14 protein-coding genes are annotated in these 16,904 nt (G+C 70.4%); 5 read left to right on the forward strand and 9 right to left on the reverse strand.

Going from position 1 to position 16,904, the window contains the following annotated elements:
- Window positions 1-182, reverse strand: a 182-nt coding sequence (locus DLJ58_RS35225; protein WP_208741350.1) for a DUF1720 domain-containing protein, incomplete at its 3' end; no start/stop codon positions are given.
- 19 nt (window positions 183-201) lie between these two features.
- On the opposite strand from DLJ58_RS35225, the gene DLJ58_RS34315 reads away from it, so the two are divergent.
- Together DLJ58_RS34315 and DLJ58_RS26940 are read left to right on the forward strand one after the other, a co-directional pair.
- Window positions 202-1,038, forward strand: a complete 837-nt coding sequence (locus DLJ58_RS34315; protein ID WP_425271350.1) for a hypothetical protein — start codon at window positions 202-204, stop codon at window positions 1,036-1,038.
- 294 nt (window positions 1,039-1,332) lie between these two features.
- Window positions 1,333-2,979: a hypothetical protein gene (locus DLJ58_RS26940; RefSeq protein WP_124860446.1), complete on the forward strand. Its 1,647-nt coding sequence runs from the start codon at window positions 1,333-1,335 to the stop codon at window positions 2,977-2,979.
- Between the two features lie 81 nt (window positions 2,980-3,060).
- Here the strand turns inward: DLJ58_RS26940 and pulA are convergent, their stop codons facing one another.
- From pulA to DLJ58_RS26970, 5 genes are all read right to left on the reverse strand, one after another.
- Complete coding sequence (gene pulA, locus DLJ58_RS26945) at window positions 3,061-8,556, reverse strand: pullulanase-type alpha-1,6-glucosidase (protein ID WP_124860448.1); 5,496 nt, start codon at window positions 8,554-8,556, stop codon at window positions 3,061-3,063.
- Between the two features lie 110 nt (window positions 8,557-8,666).
- Complete coding sequence (locus tag DLJ58_RS26950; RefSeq protein ID WP_244219142.1) at window positions 8,667-9,353, reverse strand: cellulose binding domain-containing protein; 687 nt, start codon at window positions 9,351-9,353, stop codon at window positions 8,667-8,669.
- Window positions 9,354-9,545: 192 nt separating this feature from the next.
- A complete protein-coding gene (locus tag DLJ58_RS26960) occupies window positions 9,546-10,220 on the reverse strand; it encodes a cellulose binding domain-containing protein (RefSeq protein WP_124860452.1) in 675 nt (224 codons plus the stop codon).
- 97 nt (window positions 10,221-10,317) lie between these two features.
- The gene (locus tag DLJ58_RS26965; RefSeq protein ID WP_112675108.1) at window positions 10,318-10,707 is read right to left on the reverse strand and encodes a hypothetical protein; all 390 of its coding nucleotides are present in this window, start codon (window positions 10,705-10,707) and stop codon (window positions 10,318-10,320) included.
- A gap of 37 nt (window positions 10,708-10,744) precedes the next feature.
- Entirely contained in the window at window positions 10,745-11,512 is a 768-nt protein-coding gene (locus DLJ58_RS26970) for a hypothetical protein (protein ID WP_124860454.1), read from the reverse strand.
- Window positions 11,513-11,531: 19 nt separating this feature from the next.
- Here DLJ58_RS26970 and DLJ58_RS26975 point away from each other — a divergent pair, with 19 nt between their 5' ends.
- The 3 genes from DLJ58_RS26975 to DLJ58_RS26985 all read left to right on the forward strand — a co-directional run bounded on the left by DLJ58_RS26975 (window position 11,532) and on the right by DLJ58_RS26985 (window position 13,762).
- Window positions 11,532-11,720: a hypothetical protein gene (locus DLJ58_RS26975; protein ID WP_124860456.1), complete on the forward strand. Its 189-nt coding sequence runs from the start codon at window positions 11,532-11,534 to the stop codon at window positions 11,718-11,720.
- A 65-nt stretch (window positions 11,721-11,785) separates the two neighbouring features.
- Window positions 11,786-12,508: an alpha/beta hydrolase gene (locus DLJ58_RS26980; protein ID WP_124860458.1), complete on the forward strand. Its 723-nt coding sequence runs from the start codon at window positions 11,786-11,788 to the stop codon at window positions 12,506-12,508.
- A gap of 138 nt (window positions 12,509-12,646) precedes the next feature.
- A complete protein-coding gene (locus tag DLJ58_RS26985) occupies window positions 12,647-13,762 on the forward strand; it encodes an FUSC family protein (protein WP_244219143.1) in 1,116 nt (371 codons plus the stop codon).
- Window positions 13,763-13,766: 4 nt separating this feature from the next.
- On the opposite strand, the gene DLJ58_RS26990 is transcribed toward DLJ58_RS26985, so the two are convergent.
- The 3 genes from DLJ58_RS26990 to DLJ58_RS27000 are packed head-to-tail and all read right to left on the reverse strand — an operon-like array spanning window position 13,767 to window position 16,417.
- A complete protein-coding gene (locus DLJ58_RS26990; RefSeq protein WP_124860472.1) occupies window positions 13,767-14,711 on the reverse strand; it encodes a hypothetical protein in 945 nt (314 codons plus the stop codon).
- Window positions 14,708-15,193 (reverse strand): hypothetical protein, encoded by a 486-nt coding sequence (locus DLJ58_RS26995; RefSeq protein ID WP_124860474.1) that lies wholly within the window; start codon window positions 15,191-15,193, stop codon window positions 14,708-14,710. The genes DLJ58_RS26990 and DLJ58_RS26995 overlap by 4 nt, the downstream gene beginning before the upstream one ends.
- Before the next feature lie 3 nt (window positions 15,194-15,196).
- On the reverse strand, window positions 15,197-16,417 hold the full coding sequence (locus tag DLJ58_RS27000; protein WP_124860476.1) for a macrolide family glycosyltransferase: 1,221 nt from the start codon (window positions 16,415-16,417) through the stop codon (window positions 15,197-15,199).
- Window positions 16,418-16,904: the final 487 nt, after the last annotated feature.

Raw genomic sequence — 16,904 nt, forward strand, 5'->3', positions numbered from 1 at the left:
GCCACCAAGGCCGCCACGGCGAAGCCGGTGGCCGCGGCGGCGAAGCCGGTGGGCGCGGCGGCGAAGCCGGTGGGCGCGGCGGCGAAGCCGGTGGGCGCGGCGGCGAAGCCGGTGGGCGCGGCGGCGAAGCCGGTGGGCGCCGGTACGACGGTCGCGCCGCTGGTCGAGCAGCCTGGGTTCACCGACGGCGCCGGGGTGCTGGTGCAGCCCGGTGGTCGCGCGGAGATCCTGGACAGCGAGTTGCTCTACAACCAGTCCGGCGGCAACGGCGGCGGGCTGGCCAACTTCGGCAGCACCAGGCTCAGCAAGACGACGGTTGCGCACAACACCGCCTTCCTCTTCGGTGGCGGCATCTTCAACGCCGGGGTACTCCAGGTCGACGAGTCGAAGATCAAGGACAACACCGGGATCATCGGCGGCGGCGGCATCTCCAACGGTGCGGCGCGGATCTTCACCGATGACGTCGACGGCGGCTCGGTCTGGGTCTACAAGAGCGAGATCACCGACAACGAGACGCTCGGCTTCGGCGGCGGCGTCCTCGATGTCGAGGGCACCACGACGTTGCACCAGACGACCGTCAGTGACAACACCGCGCTCCTCGCCGGTGGCGGCGTCGCGGTGGCCGACAGCCAGCTCACCCTCAAGGACGCCACGGTGGCCAAGAACAGCACCGCCGGTGTGGGTGGCGGCCTGGCGGTGACCTTCGACAGCGTCGCGACGATCGAGAACAGCAGGATCAAGGACAACACCGCAGGGTTCTTCGGTGCCGGCCTCTTCAACGAGGACAGTGTCACCACGCTGCGCGAGAGCGAGGTGTCGGGCAACCGGGCCATCGGCCCGTTTGGCAGCGGCGGCGGCATCTACAACACCGACGGCGGCGAGGTCAGCCTCTACCGGACGAGGGTGACGCACAACTTCGCCACCCTGCCGCCCGGCGGTATCTCCAACGGCCTCGGCAGCTTCGTGAGGCTTGACGACGAGTCCGCGGTGTCCGCCAACCGCCCCACCAACTGCCTGAACGTTCCCGGGTGCTTCTGACCGGAACGGGTGGCTGATCCACATAGAGGGTGCGCCCCTCCGAGCCGTGACCGGCTCGGAGGGGCGTACCCATTTGGGCAGGTCAGGCGCGTGCAGGCCGGCTTGGGCGGCGGTGTGTCGGTCCGGGCCTCACTGGGGGCAACATGAACCGAATGTGGGCTTCTCTCGGATAAGCCCGCGAGGCGAGGAACCTTCTCATACGGTGGTTTTGGGAGCTACAACCGATTTGTAGCAGGGGACGCCCGTCTGACGGCGGCGACCCTGTCTGGTACGAGGAGAGGGCAGAGAGCTCCGATGTCCAACTACCTAACGAACAACGAAGCCTCCGGGCGGGCGGCGGGCAAGCGCCGCCGCAAGCTCTGGCTCGCCAGTGGCGTGGCCGGTTTGACGGGCGTGATCAGTCTCGCGGCGGTGGGCGTCGCGGGCAGCGCCGGTGCGGGTGGCCTCAACTGGAACACCGCGCAGGTCAGCAAGGACGGCGACCAGCGGGGTGACGAGGCGCGCGACTGGAACAAGGACGAGGACCGGAACAAGGACCGGGACAAGGACAAGGACCACGAGCGCGGGAAGGAGGTGCCCTGCGACACCGACAAGCTGATTCAGGCGATCGTGTTCGCCAACAACAAGCACGGCGGTGTGCTGGAACTGGCCAAGGGCTGCACCTACAACCTGACCCGCAACGACTACCAGGGCAACGGCCTGCCGGTGATCACCGAGCGGATCACGCTCAAGGGCGAGCACACCACGATCGCTCGGGAAGCCACGGCGGACTACTTCCGAATTCTCAACGTCGGCGCCGGTGGCCACCTCACGATCAAGGGCCTGACCATCAAGGGTGGGCAGACCCTCGAGTTGTACAACTCCGTCGAGCCGGCGGCCGTCTGGGCGTCCTACTCGGACTCCGAGGCGATCGCGGCGCAGGTGAAGGCGGGCGTTCCGCTGGACCAGGCGCTCACCGCCCGACAGGCCAACCCGAAGGCGGGCCTGAAGGCGGCACCCAAGGTCACGGCCAAGGCCGCGCCGGCCGCTCAGGGGGGCGTCGTCACGCCGCTCGTCGAGTACCCGGATTCCACCGACGGTGCCGGGATTCTGGTTCAGCCGGGTGGCACCGCCGAGATCCTGGAGTCCGAGGTCGTCCTGAACCAGTCGGGCGGCAACGGTGGTGGTGTGGCCAACTTCGGCACCACGAAGATCTGGCACAGCACCGTCACCCGTAACACCGCCTTCTTCTTCGGTGGCGGCGTCTTCAACGCCGGCCTGCTCAAGGTCGAGGAGTCGAAGATCAAGGACAACACCGCCATCATCGGTGGTGGCGGTATCTCCAACGGTGCCGCAAGGATCTTCGCCGACGACGTCGACGGCGGGACGGTCGAGCTCAAGAAGGCCGAGCTCACCGACAACGAGACGTTGGGCTTCGGTGGTGGATACCTCGACATCGAGGGCAACACCACGGCGTACGAGACCAAGTTCGTCTCGAACACCGCGGTTCTCGCCGGCGGCGGTATCGCCGCGGCGAACAGCCAGCTGAACCTGCACAACGTCTCGGTGGAGCGGAACAGCACCGCCGGTGTCGGTGGCGGTGTCGCCATCGCCTTCGGCAGCGCGGTCACGTTCGAGAAGAGCAGCATCAAGGACAACACCGCCGGCTTCTTCGGCGGCGGGCTCTTCAACGCCTTGAGCGTCACCACGCTGCGCGACAGCGAGGTCGTCGGCAACCGGGCCATCGGCCCGATCGGGGTCGGCGGCGGCATCTTCAACATCTTCGGCGAGGTCAACCTGTCGAAGACGAAGGTCGCCCACAACTTCTCCACCTTCGCTCCGGGCGGTGTCTTCAGCTTCTTCGGGGACGTGAACGTGGACGACAAGTCCGCCATCACCGCGAACCGTCCGACCAACTGCCTGGCCATCCCGGGCGGCACCATCGAGAACTGCTTCGCCTGATCACCCTCGGGTGACCACAGCGCAGCGCCAGCATCACAGGCCGGCCCCCTTCCGCGAGACGCGGAAGGGGGCCGGTTCACGTCACTTCTGAACGAAGACCGCCACGCTGCGCGCCGGTACGGTGAACGTGCCGGCCGCCCGGTCGAACGAGGCGGTACGCAGCGCCGGGTCGGCCGAGTCGACCAGCACCGGGTGCAGTGCCACGTCCGCTCCGCGCAGTCCGGTCACCGTCTGGTCGGCCGCCGACGGGGTGCTGTTGAAGACGACGGTCAGCGACTTCCACGGCCCGCCCAGCCCACGGGCGTCCAGGGTCATGGTCAGCACACCCGGTGTCTCCTGCGCACCGGACAGTGGGAACGCCACCCTCCGCTGCACCTGCTCGGCGGTGGCCAGCCCGAACACGGGCGACGAGGCCCGGATGCGCAGCAACTCGGCGTACCGGGCGTCGGTCGTGTTGATCGCCGCGCAGTCCGGCACCAGCGCCGGGTCGGCCAGCAGCGGCTTCGCGTACGACCACTTGTCCTCGTTGTCGGGCGCGGGCGGCAGACCGGCACCGAACCCGTTGCCCCGTTCACAGCCCCAGCGGATCTGGTTGAACCAGTCACCGGAGTTGTACGAGTTGCGGTCCAGCGACTTCGACCGCAGCCGTTCGGTGCCGGTGGTGACGAACCCGGTGCCCTGTCCCAGCACCACAGTGCCCAGCGCCAGCACCTGCATCCGGGAGCGGTCCGCCGCCGTCGTGGCCTGCGGCAGTTTGTACGCCAACGCGTCGTACAGGATCTCGTTGTCGTGTGCGTCGGCGTAGGTGACGGCCTCCCCCGGCGCGGCGGTGTAGCCGGCCGGGGATCCGTTGTAGTCCACCTGCGCCCCGGTGACCTCACGCCCGGCGGTGTCGGTGAACCGGTAGCTGCGCAGGTTGCCGGTGAGCCCCACCTTGATCAGGTCGTGGGCGTGCAGCAGCCGGGCCTTCTGCTCGGCCGGTGACCCGTTGACTGCGTCGCCGTTCGGGTCGGTGTAGAGCCCCGAGGCGAAACCCTGCACACGGGGGTTGGCGTCGAACGGCCCGCCGCCGCGCACCGCGTCGCGCAGCCGGTCGTTGAAGGTGCCGATGCCGGTGCCGGCCATGTTGGCCTGGGTGGCCTGGACGAAACGGGCGTCGTTGGCGACCTCGCCGAAGTTCCAGCCCTCGCCGTAGAGCATGACCGCCTTGCCGTCCACGCCGTCGCGGGCGACGGTGAGCCGGTCCAGGGCCGCCCGGACGGCCAGGATGTTCGCCTTCGGGTGGTGACCCATCAGGTCGAAGCGGAAGCCGTCCACCTTGTACTGCCGGGCCCAGGTGACCAGCGAGTCGACCACCAGCTTGCCCATCATGGCGTGCTCGGGAGCGGTGTTGGCGCAGCAGGTGGAGTTGGCAGGAGTGCCGTCCTCCAGCAGCCGGTGGTAGTAGCCGGGCACGATCTGGTCGAGCACCGACTTCGCGTCCGTGCCGGCCGCCGACGTGTGGTTGTAGACCACGTCCATGACCACCCGCAGCCCGGCCTCGTTCACCCCGGCGACCATCCGCCGGAACTCGGTGGTTCGCGCCGCGCCGACCGGGTCGACGGCGTAGCCGCCCTCGGGCACGGTGTAGTGCAGCGGGTCGTACCCCCAGTTGTAGCCGTCGGTTTCGGCGACCGCCGCCACGCACTTCTGCTGCTCGGCCGAGTCCGGCGGCAGCGCCGCCAGGTCGCAGGCCGGCTGGCGCTGGTCGGCCCGCTTCTCCGGGATCGTCGCGAAGTCGAACGCCGGCAGCAGGTGCAGGTGGGTGACCCCGGCGTCGCCGAGCGCCCGCAGGTGGGTCATGCCGGCGGTTCCCGGGTCGGTGAACGCGAGGAAGCTCCCCCGCCGCTCGGCCGGCACTGTGTCGTCGGCGATGGAGAAGTCCCGCACGGACAGCTCGGTGATCTGCGCCTTCGCGGCCGGCACCGGTGCCGGTTTGCGCAGCGTGCGCCAGCCAGCCGGGGCCAGCGCCGGGTCTTTCAGGTCGACGAGCTGGCTGTGTGTGGAGTCGGCGGCGAGGGCCACCGAGTACGGGTCGGTCACCGACGCGGTGACCATCCGCTGTGCCGCCGGCTGCCACGCCCGCACCTCGTACCGGTAGAACTTGCCGGTCCAGGTGTGGTCGCCGCGCACCGACCAGACGCCGGTGCGGTCGTCGCGGCGCATCGGCACCGTCTTCGGCGCGGCGGTGGGCGAGTCGAACAGGTGCAGGCGCACGCTGTGGGCGGTCGGCGCCCAGAGCGCGAGGCTCGGCGTCCGCCCCCCGAACGTGGGCCCGAGGGTGGCGTCGGTCGCCCGGGAGTACACGTCGTCGAGCACGCCGGGGATCTGCACGCCGGTCGCGGCGAGCAGCGCGCCCTCGGCGTCGCGCTCGGTGACCAGCAGCTGCCCCCGCAGCGCCGCCGGGACCTTGGCCAGGACCGCCCGGTCCAGGGCGAAGCTACGGTACGACCACAGGTGCGGGAACCTGTCGCGTTGGGCCTCGGTGAGCCCGTTGCGCTGCGCCCGCAGCGGCAACGTGGTGTACGTGCCGGTCAGCTCCCCGTCGACCACGCTGACCCCGCCGGTGGGCGCGGTGACCAGCGCGTACGTCTTGCCGTCGGTCGGCGGGGTCTGCCACGCCACTGTGGACCGGTCGATCCAGTGCGCCTTCTGCTTGCTGATGTCGGTGTCTCCGCTGGCGGTGGTGGCCGTCGACGGCAGCAGGCGGCCCGGCGTGGCGGCGAGCAGCCACACCTCCCGGCCTGCGCTGGCGAAGTCGAGCCGCTGGTCGTCGGGCAGGTCCTTGGTGTCGCCCTGGTGGATGATGTAGTTCAGGCCGGTGGCACCGGCCGCCAGCGGCACCCGGAACACCGCCCCGAACGCGTCGACGGAGGTCGGCCGCAGCGGGGCGGACCACTCGGTCGGGTTGGCCGCGCCGTCCCACAGGTGCAGGCCCCAGCCGTCGTAGTTGCCGTCGGCCCGCCGATAGTGGAGCACGGCGGTGCCCTCCTCGACCGGCGGGTCCGGTTCACCGGCGGCCGCCTGCCGGCTCGGGTAGATCGCCGGGTCGCCCTGCTTGAGCCAGATCTCGCCGGTCCGGGTGACGTCGATGCTGCGGTCCTGGGCGACGTCCTTGGTGCCGCCTGCGTCGACCACCAGGAAGTTCACCGACGTCGCGCCCGGCTTGAGTTTCACCCAGGCGAACCGGCCGTAGGAGTCCTCCCCGGCGAACGGCTGCCCCTTCGGCCACTCGGTGACGTACGCCGGGTCGATGTCCCCCCAGGCGTACAGCCCCCAGTCGTCGTACCCCCCGGCCGGACGCTGGTAGTGCACCACCGCCCACTCCCGGGAGCTGCCCTGCGCCGGGGTCCCCACGACGGCGGTGGACCGGGCGGTGGCGGTACGGCCCCGGCCGTCGCGGACCACCGCCTTGTACTCGACCCGGGTGCCGCCGGCCAGGCCGGTCAGGTCGTGCTGCACGGTGTACGGGGCGTGATCGGCGCTGCCCAGCAGCGTCCACCGGCCGCCAGCCACCCGCGCCGCGACGGTGACGGTGGCCAGCGGGTCGCCGGTCACCCGGGCGGTGACCGTCGCCCGGGTGGCGACCGGCGCGTCCGGAACCGGGCTGGTGATGGTGATGGTCGGCTTGTCGGCCGCCGGTGCGATGGGGTTGCCGGCCCGGTACACCGCCGCCGACAACGGCGGCACGGTGAGGGTCAACTCGCCGTCACCGCCGGCCTGTTCGTCGCCCGAGCCGCCGTAGATGCCGGTGAAGGTGGCGCCGGCCGACCACGTGTCCACGGTGACAGTCTGCGCGGTGTCGGCGTTGTTGACGGCCACCACGTACTCGGTGCGGTCGGCCGGGGCGATCCGGGAGGCGGCGAAGACGCCGGGCCCGTCGGCCGCGTACCGGGTGACCTGCACACCGTCGCGCAACGCCGGGTGGGCCTGGCGCAGCCGGCCCAGGTCGGCGATGGTCCGATACAGCGGATGGGTCGGGTCGAACTGGTCGCTGGCGTGGGTGCGGTCGGTGCCGAGCAGGTCGTCGTCGAGGTAGTCGGGAACCTTCGACGCGAACATGTCCTGGCGGGCGTCCTTGTCCCCGCCCGGGCCGGTGAAGCCCTGTTCGTCGCCGGAGTAGACCACCGGCTGGCCCCGGGTCAGGAACATCAACTGGTGCGCGAGCTGGTCACGACGCAGGTGGCTGGTCGGGTCGCTGCCACCACCGGCGATGAACGATCCGATCCGGCCCATGTCGTGGTTGCCGAGGAAGGTGGTCAGCCGGCCGGCGTCGGTGTCCCTGGCCGCGTAGAGGTCGTCGCGGGCGTACACGTCGGCGAGCGCCTTCGCGGAGCCGGCGCCGGCGGTGAAGCCCCGCGCGGCCTCCTGGAAGGCGAAGTCGAGGGTGGCCGGCAGGCCACCCTGGCGGACGTAGCTGGAGCTGATCTCCGGGTCGGCGCTGTACACCTCGCCGAACATGAAGAAGTCCTTCTTGCCGGCCTTCTCCGCGGCCCGCTCGATGCCCTGGCTGAACTGCGGCCAGAAATCCATGTTGACGTGCTTCACGGTGTCCAGTCGGAAGCCGTCGACGCCGGTCGCGCCGATCCAGTCCCCGTACGCCTTGGTCAGGCCCCGGACCACCTCGGGACGCTCGGTCCACAGGTCGTCGAGGCCGAAGAAGTCGCCGTACTCGCTGTTCTCGCCGGCGAAGGTGGAGTCACCCCGGTTGTGGTACATGGTGGCGTCGTTCAGCCAGGCGGGGACCTTGACGCTCGCGTCCTTCGATTCGGCGAACGTCGGCGTGTACGGGAAGGACTCCCTGTCGACCGGCGGGAACGCACGGGAGCCGTCGGCGTAGTTGCGGTCCTCGAACGCCCGGCCCTGCGCATCGGTGTACGGCGAGGTCGCCTTGTCCACGTACGCGTACTTGTCCTCGGCGTACTTGATCACGTCGGCGGTGTGGTTGACGATCACGTCGAGGTAGATCTTGAGGCCGCGCTGGTGGGCGAGCTTGACCAGCCGCTTCATCTCTTCCATCGTGCCAAAGTGCGGGTCCACCTGGGTGAAGTCGGTGATCCAGTAGCCGTGGTAGCCGGCCGAGATGTCGTTGCCGGCACCCTGCACCGGCCGGTTCTTGAAGATCGGGGCGAGCCAGATGGCCGTGGTGCCCATCCCCTGGATGTAGTCCAACTTGTCGATGACGCCCTTGAGGTCGCCGCCGTGGTAGAAGCCCTTGTCGGTCGGGTCGAGGCCGGTCCGCAGCCGGTCGCCGGCGAGGCCGCCCCGGTCGTTGCGGGGGTCTCCGTTGGCGAACCGGTCCGGCAGGACGAAGTAGAACTGCTCGGCTCGGGCGGAGTTGCCGCCGGCCTTCAGCAGCGCCTCGGCGGTGGGTTCGTCACGCCACTGGGTCGCGCCGCCGATCGCGAGCGGGGCGCCGTCGGACGGCCGGGGACCCGCGGCGGCGGGGTGCACGGCAACCGGAGCGCCGACGAGCGTGACGGTGAGCAGGGAGGCAAGGGCCAGCAGGGCAGTGCGCGGTATCGGCGGGGGTTTCATCGACGCCTTCCTCTGGTCGCTGATTGGCCGCACGCTAACCCTTGCCGAAACATTCTGCAATACCTTGCAAACATGGTCGCAACAAAGCAGCATCCTTGCGGAAGAGCCGCTCAGAGACCGTTGCAGCGGACCCCGTCCACCGTGCACTCCCTCGGCGTGCTGGGCGACCGCTCCAAGTGGAACCGCAAGGACACCGAACCGCCGGGCGACACCTCCACCCCACTGACGTACGTGAAGCCGTCATCGGACTGGCGGATCGTCCCCTGTGGGACGCCCTCCACCCAGGCGGTCACCAGCCGTCCACCGGAGAACTCCAGCCGCACCGTCCAACCACGGCTCCGGCCGGACGTGTTGAGCATCGCCACCTCGCCGATGAAACCCCCGTCGAAGCTCTGCACCACCCGGTACCGCCCGGTCATCGCCGGCTGCACCGGCGCGGCCCGGCTCGGCGACCGCGTCGCCGTCGGCTTCCCGATCTGACCGACCGTCGGGTCGACCGACGGTGACCCGACCGTGGCACTCGGCGGCAACCCGCTCGCACGGCCGGATATCCCCGGCAGCACCGACACCGGAGACGGCACCGAGGTGGGCACGCTCGGCGCCACCACCGCGGATGGCACCGGCAGCGCCGGCGGTTGCGCGCCGTCCGGCGCAGGGCTACGTCCCCGGTACGCGCCGAGGGCCACGATGAGCAGGACCACCATCACGACGACACCGGCGCCGACCACGATCCAGGGCGACGTGGCGATCGCCACCGGACCGTGTGGCGGGCGCGGAACACGGCGCATGCCGGACATGTACCTCCTTCAGCGGACCGTCCGCGCAGCGTAGCGATCGGCGGCCCGGCCCGGAAAGCCTTGCCGGTGCAGGGGTCTTGCCGGTGCACCGGTCTTGCGGCGCGGCGGTCTTGCGGCGCGGCGGTCTTGCGGCGCGGCGGTCTTGCGGCGCGGCGGTCTTGCGGCGCGGCGGTCTTGCGGCGCGGCGCTGGCTCAGCCGATCCGGCAGTCGGCCCCGTTGATCGTGCACTTGACCGGTCGCTGCGCCGAGTCACCCCAGCCGACACGCAGCCGCAGCGTCCGAGAGCCACCCGGATCCATCGAACTGGTGCCGCGCAGCACGAACTCCCCGTGCCCGCGCCCCCGCACCGAGATGCCCGAGTCATCACTCACTCGCAGAGTCCAGGTGTCGTCGTCGAACACCAACTCCACCTGCCAGTCCACCGAGCGACTCGACTCGTTGGCGATAGCCAGCACCGCCGCGTCCCCGTCCCAGCCGTTCGTACCGACCTGGTACCGGGCGCTGACCGTGTCGTCCTCCGACGGCGCCATCAGGACGCTCGTCCGCCCCGGAGTCGGCGAGCCGGTGACGGTGGCCCGCGGTGACGGCGTCCGACTACTGCGCGACGGTCGCGGCGACACCGAGCGCCGCTCCACAGCGGCCGGAGTCGGCCCACCGGTGGCCGACGCGGCGGCCGGCACGGTCGGCAGGAACGCCGGAGGCGCGGCCTGCGGCGGCGCGTCCCGCTCCCTGGTCCGGAACGACAACAGCGCGATCACCAGGAGCACCACCAGCGCGCACACACCGAGCAGCACCACGATCCACGGCACCGACGCCAACACCCGCGCCGCCCGCGAAGCTGCCGCACCGTCCGGCCGCACCGCCATCAGGTCTCCCCTCGTCCCCACCGACGCGACAGCGTAGCCAGCGCCGCACGAGCCGGGAACCGGGCGGGTACGGATCGGGCCGACCGGCCCCCGTCGGTCAGCCCGTCCGGACGACCGTGCAGATCAGTGGGCCGTCATCCGAGATACGCAGCAGGTACCGGTACCGCTCCCCCGGCACCGCCTGCCCCCGACTGTCCAGGAACTCCCACTCCACCGCCACCATCGTCAACAGCGCGGACACCGGCTGCACGTCCTCGATCCGGGCGTGGGCCGCAACCAACTCCCGGTCCTGGTAGTCGGGTGCGGCGCCCACGAAGGACAGCGCCACCGCCGCAGCGGACGTGAACGAGAAGCTGTAGGTGTCGGCCACGACCAGCCCCGGCAGGGCGTAGCAGCCGGCGATGGCCGGCAGGTCGCCGGAGGTCAACGCCACGCCGTACCGGTCGAAGAAGTCGGCCAACGTGTCAAGATCCGTGGAGGCGTTCACGGTCACAGCAATTGCCGGTCACCGCCCAGGTCAAACCTCAGCGCGGCGGTACGTGAACCTCGATCTCGGAACCCAACCGGGCGTCGGCGGCCAGACCCAGGTCGTCCCCACTCCAGAACCGTCCCGGGTCGTACCAGTTCGGACGCCGGCCCGCCGGCAGCAACCCCATTGCCTCATAGGTCACCGCCACCACCTCGGCGCAGTACGCCGTCTCCAGCGCCCGGTCCCGCTCCCCCGGCGACCGGGCCGAGCTGGAGGGGTTGGCGCGGTCGCCCGGGTTGGCGCGGTCGGTCGGGGTTGGTCGAGGTGTTGGCTGGCCGAGACGTGACAGCGCCGACAGCCGACCGAGGTGCGGCAGCGCGGGAAGCCCGGGGCGCGGCAGCGCCGGCACCCGACCCCGCACCCAGCGCCACGCCAACTGGGCGGTTGACGGGAACGGCGTGCCGTCCAACCGTGCGATCGTCCGCAGCACCGCCCGCTCCATCTCCCCGTCGGCCGGCGGGTCGAGCTGCCGCAACCAGGCCCGTTGGCCGTACCGGTTGGCCCAGACGCAGACGGCATCCCGCAGGTCGTGCAGCTGGACGCCGCGTTGGTGGCTGCCCGACCACAGGTCCGGCAACGACCTGCCCAACTCCGCGTGCCACATCAGCGGCGGCATGTCGTCCAGCACCACCGCCATCCCGACGTGGTTCACCGGGCTGTTGGTGGTGAACTGGATCGCCCGGTCCGGCACGCTGCGACCCCGGAACACCCACACGTCACCGGTGCGGGTCAACTCGACGGCCTCATCCAGGCTGATGCTCATGAGGGTCTAGCCTAGGCCGATGCGGCAACGAATGCGGTGGTGGAAGGTTCTCGGGCTGGCCGGGCTCGCCGGCGTAGCGGCCTCCGGTGTGGTCATCGCGCGGGCCGAACGGCGTCGGCGCGCGTACACCCCCGAGGAGATCCGGCAGCGGCTGCTGGAGCGGCACGCCCAGGCCGGCGACGCCGCGAAACCCGGCGACCCGACCTGACCCACCGTCCTCTGTAGATCATCGTTGCGGCAGCCGGGCAGGTTGATGATCGATACGATGAGGCCATGACGACGCCCGTCGCACAACGGCCCTTCGTCCTGTCCACCCCGGCCGCGCCGGTCGAACGACACGGCAAGGTCGACCTGCACCTGCCCGCCGACGCCGGCCCCGCGCCCGCCGTCGTGGTGGTGCACGGCGCTCCGCTGCCACCCGACGCGCCCGACCCCCGCGACTGGTTGCTCTACCGCGGCTACGGCGCGTTGCTCGCCGCCAGCGGCGTGGTCACCGCGCTGGTCAGCTACCAGGTGTCCGACCTGTCGGCGCTGCCCGCCGCAGCCGACGACATCGCCGCGATGGTCGAGCAGGTCCGCGCCGATCCGCGGGTCGACCCCGAGCGGGTGGTGCTGTGGTTCTTCTCCGGCGGCGGCCTCTTCGCGGCCGACTGGCTGCGCGTCCCGCCGCCCTGGCTACGCGGGATCGCACTGACGTACCCGCTGCTCATCCCGTTCCCCGGCTGGGAGGTCGATGCTCGGTTCCTGCCGGTCGAGGCACTCAGCTCCGGCACGAGCCTGCCACTGGTGCTGACCCGCGCCGGCCAGGACATCCCACCGGTTCTGGCTGGCATCGACGCGTTCCTGCCCGCGGCAACCGCCCAGGGCTGGCCGATGCGGGTGATCGAGGTGCCGGACGGGCAGCACTCCTTCGACATCCTCAACCACGGCCCGCAGTCCGAGGCAGCCGTCCTGGCCGCCCGTGACGCGGTCCTGGAGCTGCTCGACGCCGGCTGACCCACCCCATCGGCCGAATATCCCCATGCGCCGACGCGAACGCCACCGTCGGTGGCGGATCAGATTGGGGATCTCTCGCACCCGACGTTCGCCGTCGTACGACGATCGTGAGAGAGCCGATCGATGGTGGGGGTGAGAGTGCGCAGCAGACGTCGGGGTGCCCGACCGGCGGCGAGTGCGCTGCACGAGGGCCGGGAGGCCTATGAACGGCTTCGCACGTACCTCATCCTCGCGGTGCAGGCGGGTGTGGCCGCCGGGTTGGCCTGGTTTGTTGCGAGCGACGTGCTGCACAATCCGCAGCCGCTGTTCGCACCCGCCGCCGCGGTCGGCACCATCGCGGCGGCCATCGGCAATCGGGCCCGTCGAACTCTGGAACTTCTCGCCGGGGTGATCCTGGGGGTGCTGGTCGGAAACGGGATCATACGGTTCATCGGGGCGGGACCCATTCAGACCGGCGTGGTCGTGGCACTGGCCATTTCGGCGGCAGCCGTCTTTCGTGGCACCGGAGCCGTCATGGTGCAGGCGGGAAGCACCGCCGTCCTGCTCGGCACAGTGTCTCCGGACCGGCCGGACCTGGCCGTGCCCCGGACGGCCAATGCGCTGGTCGGTGTAGTGGTGGCCATCGTGGTGGCCTTGCTGATTCTGCCGCTCAATCCGGTGCGGATCGTGCACCGCGCCGCTGGTCCGACAGTCGATGCCATCGCCCGGGAGATGACCGCCACCGCCAATGCGCTGGCTCACCGCGACGTGCGGCAGGCCGAGGATGCCCTACAGCGACTGCGTGCGGCAGAGGCGCAACGACGAAACACGGCCGACGTGGTCGCCGCAGCATGCGAAGTCGCGATTCTCTCACCGTGGCGGAGGAGACGGCTGGGCATCATGCGTCGGTACGCGCGGGCGGCCGAGCATCTCGAACTCGCCTACACCAGCAGCCGCGAGATGGTGCAGTGGGCGGTGTCGGCACTGCGCGCCCGGGAGACGCTGCCGGCCGGCCTTTCCACGGCGATCGAGCACTTCGGCCAGGCGTTCCGGCTCCTGCATCGTGACTTCCTGGCCGGACGGGAGCCGGACCGAGCGCGGGAGCGGGCGCTACAGGTGATCACCGACATCAGCGAGGCATGTACCGAGGGTGTGGGGTCCTCCGGTGCCGTCGTCGTCTCGCAACTCCGCGTTGTCGTCAGTCAACTGCTCCAGATCTCCGGGCTCCCCCAGACAGAGGCGAATCAGCAGGCGGGTTTGAACGCCGACGTGTGAACGTTCAGGGCCGCGGGCCGCCGGTTTCCGTTGTCAGGCTGAGGCAATCCCGGATCAGCGTGATCACGGTGTCGGTGGTCCGGTCGAGGTGGCTGCGGCCATCGGGTAAGCGGGCCTCCGGGGCAATGTAACTGCGGGGACCGATGTGCGTGGCCGGATCGAGCCCGTGCACGGTGATCTTCCCTTCGCGGTCGGCCCGATTCCATCCGCTCCAGCGAAACAGCCGCCACCGCTGCGGAAAGATCCAGGTGCCGACTCGCTCGATCCAGTCGCCGGCACTGGTGAGCTGGTAGAGGTGCTGGGCATGGGTGATGTCGTTGGCACCGTTGTGGAAGCCGCCGAGAGTGATCAGCCAGAGCGGGCTGCGCAGTTCGGCCCACAGTTCGTTCACCGCACCGCTGGCGACCTGGGCGCCACCGCTGTAACTGAGCAGCACCACGGGTATACCGCTGTCCGGCCGGTAACCGGCGACCCGAAGCTCGGTGGCGATCTGCGCGCCGACGGCACGGTTGTACAGGGGGCGGTAGCGGCGGTCGGCGGCGACGAAGATCTGCATCACGTTGTGCAGAAACAGCAGCAGCCCGATGCGGCGGCGCACCCACCTCCAGACCGGCCGGTCGGCGAGCGGCACGGCCAACGGGGAGTAGGGCTGCACCTGGCCCAGCACCCTGAGCTCCGGCGCTCGGTTGATCAGGGCCTTGACCAGTCGGCCACCATCGCGGGTGTCGTGGAAACGGCGTTTTCCGATGCCGTCCAGATAGACCAGGTAGGCGGCCGGAGGGCGGTCCGGATCCGCCCCGCGGGCGTAGGACGTGCCTTCGGGGCGGGAGATGGTGGGTGTGCGCCAGCCTGCGGCGTAGACCAGCACCTCGTAGCGGGCGAGCAGGGCCTCGGCGATCAGCACCAGTCCCAGCCCCCCGAGCAGCAGCAGGAGCGCCAGTCCGATCACGCGACTGGTTCCGGTGCTCGTCTGGTGTTGAGCTTCACGACGAGGCGGCGGACGGCCTCGACGGAGACGCCGAGCCCGACTCCCGCGACCGCTACGCAGCCGGCGGCTTCCCACCAGCCGACGCCGGCCACTCTGGCGAGCGCGCCGGTGAGGCCGGCGCCCACTCCCACCATGAGCAACAGGTGCAGCAGTGGCCCAAGAAGCGGGAACGCGAGGACCCCCGCAAGCACCAACGGAGCAGCCAGGCCTGGTGTCCAGACCAGTGCCTCGGACGGTGCGGTGGGCAGCACCAGACCGGCAACGGCCCACGCGGACAGCGGCCAGAGCGCGAACACCGCGCCGTCGACGATCGCGCCCGCCAGCAACAGGCTGACCACTCTCACGTGCGACACGCCGGACAGGCGTGCCACCACCGGCAGGAGACGCCCGGCGGCCTCGGACAGCCCGGCGACCAGCAGCAGGATGGCGACGACGGCAGGCATCGGTCAGCCCTGCGGCGGCAGATCGGCGGAGCCCGGCTGCGTGATCGAGCCGGTCTGGTGCACGAAGTGCTCCAGTACGTCGGCGGCACGCGCGTAGCCGCCCGCCTGACGCTGGGCGACCTGCAGGGTGTTCGCGGCGGATCGGAATCGAGGCTCGTCGAGCAGGCGTTGGGCGAGGGCCCGCACGGCCTCCACCGTGACGTCCTCGGTGCGGATCGACAGGCCGGCATCAAGCTCGACGATGCGGGAAGCCACCAGCAGTTGGTCGGCGCCCTGCGGCACCACCAGCATCGGAGTGCCGGCGTACAGCGCTTCGTTGACGCTGTTCACCCCGCCGTGGGTGATGAACAGTGTTGCTCGGGCCAGCACCTCCAACTGCGGTACGGAACGGTAGGCGAGGACGTTGCCCGGTAGCGACCCAAGCGCGGCGGGATCGGTGTGTCCGGTGGAGATGATCACGGTGCCACCCAGCGGGGCGAGCGCGTCGGCGAGGGTACGCAACAGCTGCGGGGCGTCGAACACCGTGCCCATCGAGGCGTACACCACCGGGTCCCGCAGTCGATCGACCGGGAACGACGAGTCTGCGGGGCGGGCACCGATGCTCGGCCCGACGAACTGGTAGGACTGGTCGAAACTGTCCGCCTCGGGGTGGAACGCCCGCGAGGTGTAGACAAGGTTGAGCGGCTGACGAATGTTGGCCAGGTCGATCAGGGGCAGCCTGCGGGTGTCGTACCGGCGGCGCAGCTCCCAACGCGACCTCAGATAGCCCACGGTCGGACGGGGAAGGGTCGCCGCCGCGCTGAACAGCTCCCAGGAGCCGCGGGTCGGGCTGGGCACGTGCCGGTTGAAGGCGAACGTGGTGAACGACGATGCCGGCGGCACGCCGAGTTCCCGGGCTGCCACCGGCCCCCACGGGCAGAGGGAGTCGTGCACGATCAGATCGGGTCGGGTTTCCCGCAGGTCGGAGAGGACGCCGGGCAGCACGCGTACGGCGGTACGGGCAAGCTGCTCCATCACCGTGACGGGCGTCGGCGGGCCGGAGAGCGGTACGTCGTCCCCGGAGTAGAGGAGCACTCGCGCCCCGGTGGCCGCGATCTGCTCGGCGTAGGCCGGCGTCGTGTGGTAGGTGACGGAGTGGCCACGACGAACAAGCTCGCCCACGACGGGCAATGTCGGGTTGATGTGCCCGTGCATGGCGATGTTCAGGAATGCCATTGCGCTCATCGGCCGACCCCGGGCGGGGAATGAGCCAGAGCCCGGCACATTGCAGCTTCCATGATCCACCCTTCTCGGTCAGAGCCTAGATGTTGGCCGGTGGCAGCGCGCCACAGACCAGGCACTCGACTCGTAAGCGACCGGTTCATGTCGTTCGGCGTCTCCTCAGCCTTGCCATACCGTTAGCGTTGAATGTCCGGCCGGGCGGGCTGGATGTTGCCGGACGCCGCTAGGCTGGTTTCCACGCGGAGCGGCATAAACCCGACAAGCCGGGGCGGGTCTGTGCGGCGTTCAGCCCTATCCTCGGGCCGGGCTGGGCGCGCGACCAGACCGCATGATCCACTCGGCTTTCATGAAGTCGGGGTATCCCCGGCGCCGGGACACCGCGACTTCCAGGAACCCGAGTGGATCACGCCGCCGGGGCCGCCGTGTCGGGTTCGCCCGGAGCGCTGACCCCGTGTCGGGTCGATCCCGCGCGGCCCCGCCCCGTGTCGGG

The sequence above is a fragment of the Micromonospora arida genome, from assembly GCF_003857035.1.
GTDB lineage: Bacteria > Actinomycetota > Actinomycetes > Mycobacteriales > Micromonosporaceae > Micromonospora > Micromonospora arida.